16 protein-coding genes are annotated in these 17,967 nt (G+C 38.2%); 10 read left to right on the forward strand and 6 right to left on the reverse strand.

From position 1 onward, the window contains the following. Positions 1-20: 20 nt before the first annotated feature. Positions 21-428, reverse strand: a complete 408-nt coding sequence (locus tag SJY45_RS03290; RefSeq protein ID WP_215911969.1) for a response regulator — start codon at positions 426-428, stop codon at positions 21-23. A 5-nt stretch (positions 429-433) separates the two neighbouring features. Continuing rightward, the gene (locus SJY45_RS03295; protein ID WP_400073248.1) at positions 434-3,055 is read right to left on the reverse strand and encodes a PAS domain S-box protein; all 2,622 of its coding nucleotides are present in this window, start codon (positions 3,053-3,055) and stop codon (positions 434-436) included. 326 nt (positions 3,056-3,381) lie between these two features. Between SJY45_RS03295 and SJY45_RS03300 the strand changes: the two genes are divergently transcribed. Beyond that, on the forward strand, positions 3,382-4,224 hold the full coding sequence (locus tag SJY45_RS03300) for a 1,4-dihydroxy-2-naphthoyl-CoA synthase (RefSeq protein WP_400073249.1): 843 nt from the start codon (positions 3,382-3,384) through the stop codon (positions 4,222-4,224). 274 nt (positions 4,225-4,498) lie between these two features. Here the strand turns inward: SJY45_RS03300 and SJY45_RS03305 are convergent, their stop codons facing one another. Then, positions 4,499-5,827 carry a serine hydrolase domain-containing protein gene (locus SJY45_RS03305; protein WP_400073250.1) on the reverse strand — a complete coding sequence of 443 codons (1,329 nt, stop codon included), beginning with the start codon at positions 5,825-5,827 and terminating at the stop codon, positions 4,499-4,501. 97 nt (positions 5,828-5,924) lie between these two features. On the opposite strand from SJY45_RS03305, the gene SJY45_RS03310 reads away from it, so the two are divergent. The 4 genes from SJY45_RS03310 to SJY45_RS03325 are packed head-to-tail and all read left to right on the forward strand — an operon-like array spanning position 5,925 to position 9,493. After that, positions 5,925-6,884: a 2-hydroxyacid dehydrogenase gene (locus SJY45_RS03310; protein ID WP_400073251.1), complete on the forward strand. Its 960-nt coding sequence runs from the start codon at positions 5,925-5,927 to the stop codon at positions 6,882-6,884. A 34-nt stretch (positions 6,885-6,918) separates the two neighbouring features. Beyond that, positions 6,919-7,335, forward strand: coding sequence for a 3D domain-containing protein (locus SJY45_RS03315; RefSeq protein WP_215440297.1), 417 nt, complete (start codon positions 6,919-6,921; stop codon positions 7,333-7,335). Continuing rightward, positions 7,332-8,018 carry an N-acetylmuramoyl-L-alanine amidase gene (locus SJY45_RS03320; RefSeq protein ID WP_400073252.1) on the forward strand — a complete coding sequence of 229 codons (687 nt, stop codon included), beginning with the start codon at positions 7,332-7,334 and terminating at the stop codon, positions 8,016-8,018. The genes SJY45_RS03315 and SJY45_RS03320 overlap by 4 nt, the downstream gene beginning before the upstream one ends. Positions 8,019-8,026: 8 nt before the next feature. Then, positions 8,027-9,493: a M14 metallopeptidase family protein gene (locus tag SJY45_RS03325; RefSeq protein ID WP_400073253.1), complete on the forward strand. Its 1,467-nt coding sequence runs from the start codon at positions 8,027-8,029 to the stop codon at positions 9,491-9,493. Positions 9,494-9,511: 18 nt separating this feature from the next. On the opposite strand, the gene SJY45_RS03330 is transcribed toward SJY45_RS03325, so the two are convergent. The 3 genes from SJY45_RS03330 to SJY45_RS03340 form a co-directional block, all read right to left on the reverse strand. After that, on the reverse strand, positions 9,512-9,688 hold the full coding sequence (locus tag SJY45_RS03330; protein WP_400073254.1) for a hypothetical protein: 177 nt from the start codon (positions 9,686-9,688) through the stop codon (positions 9,512-9,514). Between the two features lie 210 nt (positions 9,689-9,898). Beyond that, positions 9,899-10,726: an OmpA family protein gene (locus SJY45_RS03335; protein ID WP_215440303.1), complete on the reverse strand. Its 828-nt coding sequence runs from the start codon at positions 10,724-10,726 to the stop codon at positions 9,899-9,901. 216 nt (positions 10,727-10,942) lie between these two features. After that, positions 10,943-12,028: a VWA domain-containing protein gene (locus SJY45_RS03340; protein WP_215440305.1), complete on the reverse strand. Its 1,086-nt coding sequence runs from the start codon at positions 12,026-12,028 to the stop codon at positions 10,943-10,945. Positions 12,029-12,435: 407 nt separating this feature from the next. Between SJY45_RS03340 and SJY45_RS03345 the strand changes: the two genes are divergently transcribed. The 5 genes from SJY45_RS03345 (at position 12,436) to SJY45_RS03365 (ending at position 17,919) form a co-directional block, all read left to right on the forward strand. Beyond that, the gene (locus tag SJY45_RS03345; protein ID WP_400073255.1) at positions 12,436-12,897 is read left to right on the forward strand and encodes a (2Fe-2S)-binding protein; all 462 of its coding nucleotides are present in this window, start codon (positions 12,436-12,438) and stop codon (positions 12,895-12,897) included. A gap of 186 nt (positions 12,898-13,083) precedes the next feature. After that, a complete protein-coding gene (locus SJY45_RS03350) occupies positions 13,084-15,183 on the forward strand; it encodes a molybdopterin cofactor-binding domain-containing protein (RefSeq protein ID WP_400073256.1) in 2,100 nt (699 codons plus the stop codon). 48 nt (positions 15,184-15,231) lie between these two features. Next, positions 15,232-16,242: an XdhC family protein gene (locus SJY45_RS03355; RefSeq protein ID WP_400073257.1), complete on the forward strand. Its 1,011-nt coding sequence runs from the start codon at positions 15,232-15,234 to the stop codon at positions 16,240-16,242. Then, entirely contained in the window at positions 16,242-16,850 is a 609-nt protein-coding gene (locus SJY45_RS03360; RefSeq protein ID WP_400073258.1) for an NTP transferase domain-containing protein, read from the forward strand. Before SJY45_RS03355 ends, SJY45_RS03360 begins: the two co-directional genes overlap by 1 nt. Continuing rightward, a complete protein-coding gene (locus SJY45_RS03365; protein WP_400073259.1) occupies positions 16,834-17,919 on the forward strand; it encodes an amidohydrolase family protein in 1,086 nt (361 codons plus the stop codon). The genes SJY45_RS03360 and SJY45_RS03365 overlap by 17 nt, the downstream gene beginning before the upstream one ends. Positions 17,920-17,967 lie beyond the last annotated feature (48 nt).

The following is a 17,967-nucleotide window of genomic DNA, read 5'->3' on the forward strand; positions in this document are numbered from 1 at the left end:
TCTCTCATGCTCTGGTAATTCTATTTAACGAGATATTTTTCTATTATAGCTTTGAGTTGTTCACTTTTTAAAGGCTTGGATAAATAATCTATAACAGATGTATAACTTTTGGCCTTTTCAATATCTTCTGGGTCTACAGAAGAGGAAACCATATAGATGGCAATTTTCTTGCTTATTTTGTCCTCAAGAGCTTGATAAGCTTTTAAAAACTGAAAACCATCCATTATGGGCATATCAATATCCAGTAGTATTAGGTGGGGTAAAGCCTCTACATTGTTTTGATTTTCTGTTATATAATTTATAGCTTCTTCTCCATTGGGAAAGACCGAGGTCTTATGTTCGATTTTTAAGAATTTTGCGGACTGAATAATTGTAAACCTATAGATATCATCGTCATCAACAATACAAAGGTGAAAGGGGTTTTTCATATGTTTTAAAAAAAATTAATAATAAAGGTGGTGCCTTCGTTTACTTTACTGTCTATGGATATAGTTCCTCCCATAGCTTCAATTTGAGTTTTGGTCATAAATAGACCAATGCCTTTTGCTTCAGGATGATTATGGAAAACTTTGTTCAAACCAAAAATTTTATGACCGTGTTTATCAAGGTCTATACCCAAACCGTTATCCTTAAATTTTAAAATTACGTTGCCATCATTTATTTCCGAGGTAACTTCTATTTGTGGTATACGTTCTTTGGATTTGTATTTTAAAGAGTTGCCGATTAAATTTTGAAAAACACTATCTAGATATATTTTGTGGCATTGTATAGTGTCTACTTCAGAAAAATCACTTTTTATTACGGCATTGCATTTTGAGATTTCAGCAGTAAATATCTCTTGTGTTCTCATAAGTACTTCGCTAAAAGAAACCTCGCTACGCTCTACGGAAGTATCATTTTTTGTACTCAATGCTTCAATGAGCGTATTAAGGGTTAGGGTGAGATGAGAAATTACAATTTCAAATTTTTCGAACAGCTCATTTCGTTCTTCCTCATTATCAATCAACTTATAAATATCTACAAGTGAATTTAGATTACTTACCGGTGCGCGTAAGTTATGAGATGTTATCTGGGTAAAATCTGCCAGTTGTAGATTTTGGGCCGTTAATTCTTCTGTGAGTACTTCTAGTTCTTCTTTAGCTTTTAAAATTTTATGCTGGTAATCTTTTTCTGCCGTTATATCTCTTACTACTACAGATAAAAGAAAGCCTCCCTCCAATTGTAGAGGTCCCAGAGTTACCTCAACGGGAATTTCATTTTTCTGTTTATCGTACATATAAAAATCATCACCAATATCATAAGTTTTTATTTCTGGATTGGCGTAAAAGGCATCTCTCAGAGGAGCGCGTCTTTCATCAAACCTAGATGGAATCAAAAGGTCTATGGATTGGCCTACCAGCTCCTGCGGCGTATAACCAAACAGACGTTCTGCCTGTAAGTTTATCATTTGTATAATGTTGTCCTTACCAAGAATAAGTGTTGCGTTAGGAGCGGATTCCAATAAAGCTTTAAACTTCATTTCCTCTGCCCGTTGTTCACTTACATCTTGCAAAGTACCCAGCATTTCAGTAACATTATCAGAACGGTCAATGTTTACAGTAGCTAATAATTCTACCGTTTTTATCTTACCATTTTTTAGTACAATCCGGTGTACAACTCCCTCAAATTTTTTGTGCTCTATTAATGCATCTATTTTGGTTGTAACCCTTTCTTTATCATCCGGGTGAATAAAACCAAAATAAGTATCAAAAAAAATGGGCGTTCCTTCGTCAACTTCAAAAATGCGGTAGAGATTGGCTGACCATTTTATGTGGTTAGTGGAAAAATCCCACTGCCAGTTACCAATTTTTGAAATTTGTTCAGCAAAACCTAAAAGTTGATTGTTACTTCTAAGCTCATTTTCAATAATTTTTTGATCGGTTACATCTTGGGAAACTCCAAGAACATTTACAATCTCACCACTTGAATCTTTTATGACCTTCCCTTGTACTTTAACATAGATTAGTTTGTTATCTATTATGACGCGATGCGAAAAACCGTCAAAATATTTTTTCTCGATAATTTGTTTTAGACTGGTTCTTACGTGGTCTTCGTCTTCCGGATGTACATCTTTTAATAAAGTATCTAAAGTAAACTTTGAGTTTTCTTCTACTTTAAGAAGACGGGCCATATTCTCGGAGCCTATTATAGTATCACTTGCAACCTCCCATTGCCAATATCCAAATTTAGCTCGCTCTTGAGCAACTTTAAAGAGTTGATTTTTTTCTAAAAGTTCATCTTCAAATTGTTTTATTTTGGTAATGTCTTGAGAACTACATATAAAACCTTTTAAATCAGAATTCTCGTCTAAGATAGGTTCTCCCAAAACTTGAATAATTCTTTCAGAACCATCATCTAGTAAGAAACGATGAAAAAATGTTTCAAATTTCTTGTTTTTAATAGCATTATTGAGACAAGACCTAACGTCTTCAATATCTTCTGGATGGATGGCTTCCGTTAATTCATCAATTGTAATGCGTTTTCCATAAGGCACTTTTACGATTCGCGATATATTTTTGGAACAAGTAATTAGATTCGTTTCCAAATCCCATTTCCAATGGCCAATACTTGCTTTGTTTTCTTGGAAATTTAGAAGCTCGTTTTTTTCTATTAATTCGTTCTCCGAAACTTTACGGACAGTAATATCCTGTATCATTCCAGAAACTTTTATTCGCTTATCAGAGGATTTAATGCGTTTACCAATTAACAGTACCCAAATTGAAGTTCCGTTGGGAACTTCTAATTCAACTTCATGGTTAAAGGATGTGTTGGTTTTAGCGGAATTTGCTATAATTTTTTTAATAAATTCCCACTTGCTTTGGTTCCTACAATACCCGGTAGTTTTTTCATCACGTAAATCAATGCCATTTGGCCATTGCAGTATTTCATAACAAACTTGGTCAAGATTATATGTACCTGTGTCAATATCAAAAATCCAATAGCCTATTCTGGCTATAGCATTCAACTCTGCTATAGCGCTATCTAAATTTTGTATTTGAAAATTTTCAATATTCATATAACTAAGCTTGTACCTTTGCAAGCAACTAGGGTTTAATTGAATAAAGTATTTCTGTTCGAAATTTTATAAAATTGATACCCAAGGTACACATTAACTAATTCGACATTAATTGAGCTAATTTATTGTATATTAATATAGTTAATATCTTACAATAAATGAATTTTTTATCACTTATACGTATTTTTTAAAATCTTTTCTCAAAACATTAAAAGACCGTAACAATTTTTTTGATAATGTGCATCTTAAACAACAATATGATGCTTCAACAATACTAATTTGTTTTTTCAAATTGCTTTACTTTGCAAGAGCTTAAAAATTACCTCATGCAAAAACCAAGTTGGAAGACAGCAATTGAATTTGAAGATATAACCTATAAAAAATCTAATGGTGTGGCCCGGATAGCCTTTAATAGGCCAAATGTGCGTAATGCGTTTAGACCAAAGACTACAAGTGAACTTTACCGGGCTTTTTATGATGCTCAGGAAGACACGTCTATTGGAGTGGTTCTACTTTCGGCGGAAGGACCTTCGAGCAAAGATGGTGTATATGCTTTCTGCAGTGGTGGAGACCAAAAGGCTAGAGGGGAACAAGGATATGTAGGGGAGGACGGTATGCACCGTCTTAACATTTTAGAAGTACAGCGGCAGATACGTTTTATGCCCAAAGCGGTTATTGCGGTAGTACCGGGTTGGGCCGTAGGAGGCGGTCATAGTCTTCATGTAGTTTGTGATCTTACTTTGGCCAGTAAGGAACATGCTATCTTTAAACAAACCGATGCGGATGTAACCAGTTTTGACGGTGGTTATGGGTCGGCTTATCTGGCAAAAATGGTAGGGCAGAAAAAAGCGCGTGAAATCTTTTTCCTAGGTCGTAATTACTCTGCTCAAGAGGCATATGAAATGGGAATGGTAAATGCTGTAATACCGCATGATGAACTTGAGGATACCGCTTATCAATGGGCTCAGGAAATACTTGAAAAATCGCCTACGTCTATTAAAATGCTAAAATTTGCAATGAACCTAACGGATGATGGTATGGTTGGTCAACAAGTCTTTGCAGGTGAGGCTACTCGTTTAGCGTATGGTACTGAAGAAGCAAAAGAGGGGAGAAACGCATTTTTAGAAAAGCGGAAACCTAACTTTGGAAAGAATAAATATATTCCATGATGCTTTGGTGAAGCATTTCTTTATGTCTAACTATTGAAACACAACCCTTTTAAAACCAGAAAAAGCCCATCCGGTAAGGAAAAGGCTCTTTCATCGAGAACACTATATGAAAATGAAAAAATTTACTTTTTGTTTTTTGTAACACTGTAAACTTACGGCAAGGTTGTAGTTTCTCTAAACTATTGTTGCGAGCCAAGGTAAAATTGTTGTGTAACGACGCAAAAAGGATATTTAAGTTTTTTCGTACGTGTTTCGTGAGCCTAAAATGATGGATTTATTTGATTGCGGCTAGTATATTTTTGAGGAAAAGGTTAATGTCAAAATCGGGTTCTTCGGCAAGTCCGGTCCGTACCACTACCAAATCTTTTGATGGAATGATAAAAACACGTTGGCCCTGATAGCCATTAGCGGAATAAAGGTCTCTGGGTACATCTGGATATTTTCCGTTGGCATTAAGCCAGAAATGGCCGCCATAGGTACCGTCTGAGTGCAAAGTGGGTTTGGAAACGTAGTCCACCCAAGAAGCATCAAAAAGTTGTTCTCCGTTCCAGTTACCCTTGTTAAGGTATAACAGGCCAAATTTGGCCCAATCCCGTGTTGTGGCCCATGCGTAGGAAGATCCTACAAAATTTCCTTTCATATCGGTTTCAATGAGCATACTGCTCATTCCAATTTTATCAATTAGGGCTTTGTAAGGAAAGTTAATGTACTCTTGATGCGTTTTAAACCTTTTCCTTAAAATGCCGGATAATAAGTTAGAAGTGCCCGAGGAGTAGTTCCAGATTTCAGTTGGCCCAGCAATAGCTTCTTTCTCTCCTTGTGCCTTGGTCATGTCGGCATCCATAAAAAGCATGCGTGTAACATCGGATATAGCGGTATAATCCTCGTCCCAAGCAAGTCCGCTTTGCATACGTAACAAATGGTTCAGGGTAATATTCTTTCTGTTGTCCTTGTCCCAGTTCTTTAAAAGTACGGGCGTATTCAGGTCTATTTTTCCATTGTATTCTAAAATGCCGTATAAGGTGGCCAATACGCTTTTGGTCATGCTCCAGCCCAATATGGGGGTGTCTTTGGTAAAACCCTGCAGATATTTTTCTCCTATGATGTGGTTCTTATGGGCAACAAGCACCGTTCTGGTCTTTTGTATGTCATTGTTAGAGAAAGCATGGTCCAGAGCTTTCTGCACCTGGTCATAATCTACATTGCTGAAAATGGTGTCTTTGGCTTCTTCATCCCCATAAGGGAATTTTAAATTATTGTTTTGTTTAACACGCTGCGGAGTGGGAATTATGGTATTTGGGTCATAATCGTCATTTACTAATGTACAGCCCAAACCTTCATTACAGATGGCTTTTCTCTCCATAAGCCCAAAAACAGAGGCCGAGGCACTCTTGCCGTCCGTCTCAACATCGGCAAGTTTTATGAGGGGAACATCATTATCGTTAAGTTGAACGGATTCGGCACTACGGTCCGTAATAAAAACGGTTGATGCCATATTTTTTGAGGCATAACCAGAAATGAAGTTTAGTTTGGGGAAATTGAAATATACGGCCACGGTAAGAAGTACAAATAAAATTAAAAGGATGCGTTTGAAAATTTTCATGGAATTTCTGGGATGTTGAGATGAAAAATACACCAAAAAAAGTGTAAAAGTAAATGAATTTGTAAAACAGTCTGTTAGATTTTATAAATTGCTTACCATGAAAATACTAGTACCTCTAAATATACCCGACAAAGGCATTGATTTGCTGAAAAGCGAAGGTCTTGAAGTAACTAAATGGACCAAGGACCGGCCCATGACCAAAGAAGAGCTTTATGAAGCAGTAGCAAAACACGATGCATTATTAAGCACTAGTAACTACAAATTGGATGCCGATTTTTTAAATGCGAACAGTCATCTAAAAATCATATCGCAATATGCGGCAGGTTATGATAATATTGATGTTGAGGAGGCAAAAAAGCTCGGTATTCCTATTGCCAACGCCCCCAACTCTATGACCGATGCTACGGCAGATATGGCCTTTGCACTCGTTTTGGCCGTATCCCGAAAAATGTTCTATATGCACAAGACCATTGCTAAAGGTGAATGGCAACATTTTAGACCTCAAGCCAATTTGGGCATTGAGCTTAAAAATAAAACTGTTGGTGTTTTTGGATTGGGGCGGATCGGGTTGGAATTTGCCCACCGTTGCAAAGGTGCCTATGGAATGAACGTAATTTATTGCAATCGTTCTACAAACAGAGAAGCGGAAGGGAAGCTTGGGGCAACAAAAGTAGATTTTAACACACTTCTAAAGCAGAGTGATGTAATTTCTGTGCATTGTGCACTTACCCCGGAAACAAAATGCAAGTTTAATGCCGAGGCATTTAAAAAAATGAAACCTACAGCTATTTTTGTTAATACCGCAAGGGGGCAGGTCCATAATGAAAAGGACTTGATTGTTGCTTTGGAAAATAAGGAAATATGGGGTGCAGGGCTTGATGTTACCGATCCTGAACCTATGCAAGAAGACAACCCTTTATTGTCTATGGAGCAGGTAGCGGTTACACCACATATTGGTTCTGCAACTGTTGAAGCCCGTGATCAAATGTCAGTTTTTGCGGCACATAATATTTTGGCGTTTCATAGAGGGGAACCTATACCTTATCCTGTATTTTAAAAATTATGTAGCTTTAGAGGAAATCCTTTTAGCTATGTTCAGAAAGATAATAGTACTTCTATTGCTTCTTTTTCTGTACCAATCATGTACAGAAAAGGAGAATGAGTATATCTGGAAAACGAAGGAAGTGCATGTTTCCGCTTATAATTCCGTTCATTGGCAAACAGATGACCAGCCCAGTTTGGCAGCTTGGGGAGACACACTTTCTCCGGGCATGAAAGCTATTGCCATTTCTAAGGATTTATTGGATTTAGGGCTGGAACGTGGTACCCATGTAAAAATTCCGGGTCTAGAGGGAGTTTATGTGGTGATGGATAAGATGAACAGCAGATGGAAAAATAAAATTGATGTTTATATGGGTTCCGATGTTGATAAAGCTAGGGATTGGGGTAAAAAGAAACTTAAAATTAGATACCGTGTTAAGCGGGAAGCCGATATTAAAAAAGAATGATTAAAAAATTTAGAACACTTATAGCGCTTTTATGCTGTGTAGTTTTTATGCACTGTAAGCCCGTAAAGGAAACAGTACGGTCTCCCAAAATTGTAGATAAGCCCATAATCTTTGATGAAACCCGCAGACAACTAAGCTTGGAGTATCTTAAAGATCGTTACGGGTTGGAGCAAAGCAAGCCCACTATCAATCCCAAAATGATTGTTTTGCACTGGACTGTAATACCAAGCCTAGAGGAGTCTTTTGAAGCTTTTAACCCACCAACCTTACCCAATTGGCGACCTGATATTAAAAATGTAAGTGGTTTAAATGTGTCTTCTCAATTTATGGTAGACCGCGATGGTACCATTTACCAACTTTTACCGGAGACCACAATGGCCAGACATGTTATTGGTCTTAACCATTGTGCTATTGGAATAGAGAATGTTGGAGGTACGGAGGCCTTACCACTCACTGAAGCACAGCTCAAAGCCAATATTGAACTAGTTAAATATTTGGCTAATAAATATGCTATAGATTTTGTTATAGGGCATTATGAATATACTAATTTTGAAGGGCATCCTTTATGGCTGGAAAAAGACAAAGGTTACCGTACCGTAAAAACGGATCCCGGACAAGATTTTACGAACAAGGTAAGACAGGCCGTTAAATATCTTAATTTTGAACCCGTACCCCAAAAATAGATTACCCAATGAGAGTATTTTTTTCTGTATTATTTCTGCTGACAAGTTTGTATTCTACCGCGCAGCAGCAAGATTTGACCACCTCACTTTATGAAACTTACGAAACCTACAAAGAGCCGTTACTAGAAAAGCGACGCATTAAGCATAAGGATATACAGCCTTTGATAGAGAAGTGCAAAACCAATCCAAAATTTAAAGTGGCAAAAGTTGGTACTTCAATAGAAGGCCGTTCGTTATCATTGATTAGCATTGGAGAAGGCGAAACGGATGTTTTTTTGTGGTCACAAATGCATGGGGACGAGCCAACGGCTACACAAGCTATTTTTGATATTTTCAACTTTTTGAACAGTGATGACTTTTCTTCCGAAAAACAGGAAATTCTAGCCAATTGCACCTTACATTTTCTACCGATGCTAAATCCGGATGGAGCGGAAGTTTTTCAACGTAGAAACCGTTTGGGAATTGATATTAATCGGGATGCATTACGATTGCAATCCCCCGAAGGGCAAACGCTAAAACGAGTACGTGATAGTTTGGATGCCGATTTTGGTTTTAACCTGCATGACCAAAGCACGTACTACAATGCGGAAAGAACCGAAAAACCTGCTACCATTTCCTATTTGGCGCCAGCATACAACTACGAAAAAGAAATAAACGAAAAGCGGGGCAACGCCATGAAGGTTATTGTCTTTATGAACAATATTATCCAAAAATATGCCCCAGGACAAGTGGGGCGTTACAATGATGATTTTGAGCCAAGAGCTTTTGGGGACAATATTCAAAAATGGGGCACAAGTACTATTTTAATTGAGTCTGGAGGCTATCATAACGATGTAGAAAAGCAAGAAATCAGAAAATTGAATTATGTTTCTATCCTATCAGCTATCTATACGATTGCGAAAGAAAATTATAAGGATATTGCTATTTCCGAATATGACAAAATACCGGAAAACGACAGGAAACTCTTTGATCTTAAAATTGAAAATGCAACATATCCTCTTTTGGGAAAAGATTACATTTTAGATATTGGAATGAACCGTTTGGAGGTAGATAAAAAAGGGCATAACGATTTCTGGTACAGCAGTAGGATACTGGACCAAGGAGACCTTTCTACCTATTACGGATATGAAACTTTAGATGCTACAGGGCACACCATAGTTCAAGGTAAAGTATACCCTAAATTATTGAGTTCTATAGAAGCCTTGGGTGGCTTGGATATACACGCTCTTTTAAAATCCGGTTATGCCTATGTACGTGTCGAAAATATACCTACAACAAAATTGGCATCTCCTTTTCCTATCCATATGATTGGCAAGAGGTATGAGGTGCCTGATTTTTCAATAGAAGTAGGGCTAAACCCAACCTTTCTTCTTAAAAAGGATGGGGTCTTTACGCATGCCGTAATAAATGGTTTTCTTATCGACTTAAATAGTGATAAAAAAACGAATTTTAAAAATGCAATGATTTACCGCTAAGGGTGTTTTGACTAGCTGTTAATAGCCAAACCGCATAGCCATTTCGGACATTTCCGAAGCGTGTATAGCAATTCTAAAGTACATTGTAATTGCCATTGTTGCAATTAATGCAAATAACGAAAGGGTCAAGGCCTGGTACCATTTAGGCATTCCGTTTAAAGCGGTGTTTTGAATAATAACTGTTAATACATCCATGTGTTCTAATTTTGCCATTTAGCATAGCACGTGTTCTTAGGATGTAGGTATTCATTTTCGAATATGGGGTACTCGTTGTTCTTTAGACAACGAAGTAGCCAAAAACCCTACTTAATATTATTTTAATTCGTCAAACGGCACAAAAAAAGGGAGAACGGTATGTTCTCCCTTTTTTAACCATCAAGTTTATTAACTTAGGTTTATTTTCTGTTAAAGCGATTCTGCATCTAAAAGAGCAAAGAACTTGTTTAAGTTAGGAATGATAACAATTTTAGTACGTCTGTTGATCGCTCTGTTTTCTCTTGTATCATTATCTACTAAAGGCAAGTAGCTACTTCTACCGGCAGCGATCATTTTGGTTGGATCTACCTTGTATTTGTTCTGTAGGATATCTACAACGCTAGTAGCACGCTTTACGCTCAAATCCCAGTTGTTACGGAACATTTCAGTGCTAATGGTTTTAGAATCTGTGTGACCTTCTACCATAACTTCCATACTTGGTTCAGAATTGATTACTTGAGCCAATTTTTCAAGAATTTTGTTGGCCTTACTGCTTACACGGTAGCTACCGCTGTTAAAAAGAAGCTTATCCGAGATGTTTATCATAACAACAGTCTTGTCTATGTTCACATCTACATCATCTTCATCATCAGAAATAGATTTCTTTAGGTTGTAAGAAATAGCCAAGTTCATTGAATCTTGCAACGTTTTAGCTTCGGCCAATTTAGAAGGGTCAACTTTTGCAAGTGTGGCTCTCATTTTAGCTTTGGTGTTGTTGCTCATTACGGCAACATCATCAACAGAAGTCATTTGGCTATCGTTAATTTCCTTTAAGGAATTGATTTTAGAATTATATTCTACAACGCGAGCTTCTATCTTGGCCATTTTACCTTCAAGTTCTTCTTTCTCAACTTGAGTCTTCGTTAATGCGCTCTGCGTTTCTGATAAATTATTCTCAAGAGCTACATATTTCTTCTTAGAAACACAAGATGCCATTAACGTAACGGCAAGCGTACTTAGGATGATCGATTTTTTCATTTTAAATGTTTTGTTATAATATTGATTACTAGTAATACGAAGCAGGGCTATAATTAGATGTTAAAGCCTATTAACATTTTTCGATTATCTGTTCTAGAAACAGGTTGAATAGCAGCGTAATTATTTGATATTGAGATGCCACAGTTTTAATATGGCCATAAAAAAAGACACCTAAATTAGGTGTCTTTTTTTTATATTTTGATAAGAACCAAAGTCTTATTCACAGCCTCCAGTAAAGCCGTCAGCATTAAATTTCGTCTGAACGGCGCCTTGTAAGCTTCCTTTTTTAACTTGAATTGCTAAGTTATTGTCACCACCTCTTTTTGGGCTACAGTACTCAAAAAGGTAAAAACTACTTGCTCTTTCGGAAACCAAATCGGATATCTTATTAAAAGTATCCTCCAATTCTTCTTTGTTTGCCGCAAACTCACTAGAGGTTTTTCCAATAGCGGTCAAAGCTTCCGTATCTATTTCAGCTCCTAAACCAATAGTGAAAAAAGAAATATTGGGGTCCGCCGTATCAACCTTTTTCTGAGCGGCTTCTTTAGAGTAGCGTGAAGCTTGGTCTCTACCATCTGTAAATATAACTACGGATGCAGCTCCAATTTTATCGCCTTTTGTACTTTCGCTCAGTAAATCTGAGGCTATATCGGTAGATTTAATAACAGCTCCGTAAAGGTCTGTAGAAACATCACCGCTTATATCTTTATTGAGTCCGGCAATAGCTTCGGTCAATTCAGATTTTTCAGAAGTTAGAGGGTTAAGTTCGTGCAGGACATCTTCACCATCAAACCAATAGATGGCCATTTTGTACGATTCCTGAGTAGTGGCTGGCATTACCGTGTTAACAAAGCTGGTACTAGCACTTTTCAATTCTTCCAGACTACCGCTTAAAACACTATTACTTAAATCTAGTATTAACAAGGTGTTGCTAGAAAATATTTGCTCGTTAGGAGAAATTCTGGCATTGGACTCCGAAGTTGAAATAGTATTGAAACACTCATCATTTCGGCCTTGCTCATAAATAGTAAACTGGTCTGCGGTCAATCCTGATACCGGTGTACCGTCACTATTGGAAACTTTAAAGAAAACAGAAACTTTTCCGGGGTCTTTAGTAAACTGATCTTGTATGGAAAGTATTAAGTCATTTTCCCCAAGGTCAAGACATTTGTCAACTGGCTGTCCTTTTCCGAGTCCATCGCCCGTATTCAAGGCATAATTTACATCATCATCGGCATTTCCACAGGAAACGAACAATACAATTGAGAATAAAAATAAAATACGATTTAAGGAGGAATTCATTTTCAAGGTTTTTACGTTCAACCATCACAACGCAAATTTTCAATTAAAAGTATGACGACGGAAAAAAAAGATGTTAAAGAATGTTAATGACAAGCTTTGGTATGGATTTTTGGAACCGGTCAAAACTATTTTTGGATATCCTTTGTTTAATGGAATAAAAAATGAAATTCAGGCAAGCACATGAAAAATCAACATCAAACTCTGTAAATGATAGAAGTAAAATCCGTTATATGTGTGTTTTAATTGTGTGAGTGAGAACTTTATACACTGGTGATAAGGGAATTTTGAAAAATTCGTGTTGAAATAGTGCTAGTTAAAGCTAAAGAAATTGTTAAAATACGATTGAAAGATTAAAATTTTAATACCTTGTAAAGGTTAAAGTCAGAAACTTAATTAAAAGAAAATATATGCCAACCTATCAACTCACGGTAAACGGAAAGTCCCATACGGTAGAAGCAAGTGAAGATACCCCATTATTGTGGGTGTTACGCGACCATTTAAATATGGTAGGCACAAAATTTGGTTGTGGAATTGCTCAATGTGGTGCATGCACGGTTCATGTAGAGGGTAACGCTACTAGAAGCTGTTCTTTACCTGTAGCCTCAGCAGAAGGGATGTCAATCACCACAATAGAAGGTTTGTCCGAAGATGGTTCTCATCCCGTACAACAAGCATGGAAAGAAGTAGACGTGCCACAGTGTGGTTACTGCCAAGCCGGTCAAATGATGACGGCTTCTGCTTTTTTGGCAAAAAATCCAAATCCGACCGAAGAGGAAATAAAAGATGCAATGAACGGTAACATTTGTAGATGTGCCGCATATAACCGTATCAAGAAAGCGGTTGGTGTTGCTGCCGAAAAAATGGCCTAAAAATTCTATTATGCTTTTGAATTGAACAAAAGCCGCAATTCTATAACAAACTGCTCATGTCACAATCATCCATACAATTTAGTCGAAGAAATTTTTTAAGAACGTCGTCGTTGGCGAGTGGTGGCCTTTTAATAGGTTTCAACCTTTTTACAGCCTGTAAGTCAGAATGTAAAACCTCCAGTGGATTTGGCGGATTTAAATTACAATGATTTTAACGCCTTTATAAAAATAGCCAAAAACGGTGCGGTAACTATTTTTTCGCCCAACCCGGAAATTGGACAAGGTGTAAAAACTTCAATGCCTATGATCATAGCCGAGGAACTAGATGTTTCTTGGGATAAGGTATATGTGCAACAAGGGGCCTTGGATACAAAGAACTATACAAGACAAATTGCAGGCGGTAGCCAGTCTATTCGTTTTGGATGGGATGCTTTGCGTCAAACAGGGGCTACGGCCAAGCAAATGTTGCTGAATGCCGCTGCGGCACGTTGGAATGTAGATGCATCGGAACTGTCGGTAAGCGAAGGAATAATTACAAATAAAGCAGGCGAGACCTTAAGTTACGGTGATGTTGTAGATGAAGCCGCTGTTTTGGAAGTACCTGAAAACGTTACTCTAAAAGAACCTAAGGATTATAAGATCATAGGTACGGATAGGCGTAATGTAGATATTGATAAAATTGTTACGGGTCAACCATTATTTGGTATTGATTATAAGGAAGAAGGAATGCTTTATGCTTCCGTTCTTAGACCTCCTGCTTTTGGGCAAGAATTAGTCTCTTTTGATGCTACAGAGGCTAAAGCGCTTCCGGGAGTTGTAGATGTTATTCAGATTGGAGACAAAGCAAAAGCTTTATTAGGTGGGGAAAAAGTAAACTGGACTGCCCAACTTAGTGGGTCAGGTAAAGTTGTGGTTTTGGCAAAAACTACCTGGGATGCTTTTAAAGGTAAAAAAGCGATTAAAGCTACTTGGAAAGAGGCTACTCCTTTGGAGAGCAATGAATTTCATGATGAAAAATTAAATGCCCTTTTAGATGGTAAGGAATTTGTTACCATGCGTAAGGATGGAGATGTTCATAAGGCATTTGCACAAGCGGATAAAGTTTTGGAACGCACTTATGAATCGCCTTTCTTGCCTCATAACTGTATGGAGCCCATGAACTTTTTTGCCAACGTAACCGATGAAAAAATTCATTTGGTAGGTCCTGTGCAAACTCCAGAGGACGCGGCCAATACCGTAGCAGAACTTTTAGGACGTGATGTAGAGGACATTCACTTGGAAATGACCCGAATGGGAGGTGGTTTTGGTAGAAGGCTCTATGGCGATTTTGTATACGAAGCTGCAGAAATTAGTAATGCCGTAAGAAAACCAATTAAAATGGTTTCTTCACGAGAAGATGATATGTCTACCGGTGTTTACAGACCGGCCATTAAATATAGGATTAAAGCCGCTATTAAAGATGGGCAATTAACCGGTTATCAATTGAAAGAAGCGGCCATTAATGTGAACATGTATGGTCTAATTCCTAATTTCTTTCCAGCAGGTGCCGTAGAGAACTATCAGGTAGATGTAGCCAATTATAAAAGTAATATTACCACTGGGGCATGGCGTGCACCATATACAAACTTCCTAGCATATGCGGAGCAAAGTTTCTTTGATGAACTTGCCGAAGAAATGGAAGTTGATAAAATTAAGATGCGTTTAGACCTTTTGGAAAAGGTAAAAGGTACGGAAGATGAACGAATTCAATATTCGCCGGAGCGCATGCAAAATATTATAAAAATGGCCGTTGATAAATCCGGTTGGGGAAAACAGCCTAAAGGAACTTACCAAGGGTTTGTGGCATACTATTGCCATAATACGCACGTTGCGGAAGTTGCCGATGTTCAGATTGAAAATGGTCTACCGGTAGTTAAAAAGGTAACCTGTGTTGTAGATTGCGGAATTGTAATCAACCCAATGGGCGCGTTAAACCAAATTGAAGGTGGTATTGTTGACGGTATAGGACATAGTATGTACGGCAGTTTTGGATTTGAAAATGGACAGCCTACGGCCAACAACTACGATAAATACCGTTTGGGACGTATGAAAGAAGCCGCTGTGGTAGAAACACATTTGGTGCAAAATGAACTTTCTCCAACAGGATTGGGAGAGCCAACGCTGCCGCCAGCAGGTGGGGCCGTAGCTAATGCGCTAAAAGCTGCAACGGGCAAAAGGGTATACAAGCAACCTTTTATCCAAGACGCAGAATTGTGGAAGGTAAAAGAAGAAGAGATATTGGGCTAGAAAATAGACCATGATAAAATCATTTTCTTTAATCCGATTACGGTTTATATGACGCATGAACTAAAAAACATAGTTAGGGCTTATAAAGCCGCTAAAAAAAAGAAGCAAAAGACCGTCCTCGCGACGGTCGTTGCTTTGGAGGGCTCTTCGTACCGTAGGCCTGGGGTGCGTATGCTCATTCGAGAAGACGGAAAAAGAGTTGGGGCCGTAAGTGGTGGTTGTGTAGAAAAAGAAATTGTTAGGCAGGCAGAAACAGTTTTTAAGGACGATGTGCCAAAAATGATGATTTATGATGGGCGCTATCGCTTGGGTTGCGAAGGTATATTGTATATTTTAATAGAACCGTTTGTTCCTGAGGTTGATTTTCTCAATGCTTTTGATTTCATTTTAGAAAGTAGAAAACAGTTTAAAATAATTTCGTCCTATACAAAGGAAGAAGGAAGTTATGCGGACCTGAGTTCTTTTTTGGTGTTTAACGGAGAAAAAATTGGATTTAGGGCTACTGCGCTTTTGAACGGTGATAGAATGGTATTTGAACAAGATATGAAGCCTTGTTTCAAATTGGTTATTATTGGTGCCGAACACGATGCGGTTCAACTATGTTCCTATGCTTCGCTAACGGGTTGGGAAGTAACGGTTGTAGCTTCGGCGGCAGAGGAAAAAAGTATAACGGACTTTCCCGGAGCCAACATATTTATAACCGAAGAGCCTGAAACTTTATCCGTTCCTGATATAGATAAACAAACGGCAATTATCTTAATGACACATAGTTACGTTCGTGACTTAAAGTATTTGTTAGCTATTAAAGAATTAGCTCCTGTGTACTTGGGCTTATTGGGTCCCGCAAAGCGAAGGGAGAAGTTATTGAATGAATTCATGGATTATTGCCCTGAAGTTTCGGACACATTTTTTGATATGATTCATGGTCCAGCCGGTTTGGATATTGGAGCGGAAACCGCTCAGGAAATCGCATTGGCAATTTTATCGGAAATACTTTCAGTTACAAGAAATAAGGAGCCTATTATGCTCAAGAACAAATTGGGAAGTATACATACTTAATGAAGAAGACCCCTGACCACATTGCTATTCTAATTTTGGCCGCAGGAGCTTCTTCGCGAATGGGTAGGCCAAAACAATTGTTGCCTTGGGAAAACACGTCGTTATTGGAACACGCGATCCGGACAGCAAAAGCCTCAAATGGTACGGAAGTGATGACGGTTTTAGGAGCTAATGCCCGCATGATACAATCTCATCTAGAAGAAGGGGAGCGTTGTGTAGAAAATCCCTTGTGGCAATCCGGTTTGGGCAGTTCCATTGCTTGTGGTGTAAGAGATTTGCTGCAATCGGGAAACACTATTTCGGGAGTACTCATAATGTTGGCGGATCAACCTTTAATCAATTTTAAGTATTTAAACTTGTTGATTGAGGCATCGTCCGATAACCAAAATAGAATAATCGCTACGGCTTATAAGAATAGGGCGGGAGTACCAGCTCTTTTCCCCAGAAGCTATTTTGACGAGCTTTTAAAGCTGGATAAGGATTTTGGGGCAAAACAGCTGCTGGAACGGGAAAAAATTATAACAATTTCCGCAGGTGACTGTATAGTGGATATTGACACGGCAGAAGATTATGAACAACTAAAACAGAGGAATGAACCTGAAACTTAATATTGCGTTTTTAGTATTGGTCAGTGGTGGCCTAGCGGCTCAAGAAATGAGATTTGAGGAATACAACCCAAAGTCTACGTTGGTTGTTCCCAGTCATGAGATAAAGCGGGCCAAGTATCCCTTTATTGATATTCATAGTCACCAGAGAAATATGAGTGCACAAAGTCTTAAAAACTTGGTTGCCGATATGGATGCCCTAAACGAAGGAGTCATGGTGAACCTAAGTGGCGGTTCCGGTAATGAACTTGCAAAAAGTGTAGAAAATATTGCGGAGAAGTACCCCAATAGGTTTGTTGTTTTTGCTAATGTAGATTTTGATGGCGCCGGAAAACCTGGTTGGACAGAAAGAACGGTGGCACAATTGGAAGCTGATATTGAAAAAGGTGCCAGAGGTTTAAAAGTTTTTAAAAGTTTGGGCCTTCGGAATCTAGATAGTGATGGAAAACGCCTAGCCGTAGACGATGCCCGTTTAGACCCTATTTGGGCAAAATGTGGGGAACTAGGAGTGCCGGTGTTGATTCATTCCGCAGATCCAAAATCATTTTGGGATGATATGAATTCTGATAATGAACGTTGGTTGGAGCTGAAAACACACTCACGCCGTAAGCGTTCCGATACAGACCCAGCGCCGTGGCAACAGATAATTGATGAACAGCACCGTATGTTCAAAAAACATCCCAAAACAAAATTTATAAACGCCCATATGGGTTGGTATGCCAACGATTTACAGCAATTAGGAAAGTTTTTAGACGAAATTCCCAATATGTACGTAGGTATAGCGGCCGTCATTGCAGAGTTAGGGCGTCAGCCGCAAAATGCGCGAGCGTTTTTCATCAAGTATCAAGACCGCATTTTATTCGGAAAGGATAGCTGGAAACCGGAAGAATTTCCAACCTATTTTAGGGTCTTGGAAACAAATGATGAATACTTTCCTTATTATAAAAAGTATCACGCGTTTTGGGCAATGTACGGTTTAAACTTACCGGATGAAGTTCTTAAGAAAGTCTATTATAAGAATGCGCTTAGTTTGGTCCCTGGATTAGATAAAAGCTTGTTTCCGGTTGACTAATCGGCTTTACAATATCCGTAGAAAATCTTAACGCTTATTTTTTGCGAA

It is taken from the genome of Zobellia russellii (assembly GCF_044597075.1).
Classification (GTDB): Bacteria; Bacteroidota; Bacteroidia; order Flavobacteriales; family Flavobacteriaceae; genus Zobellia; species Zobellia russellii.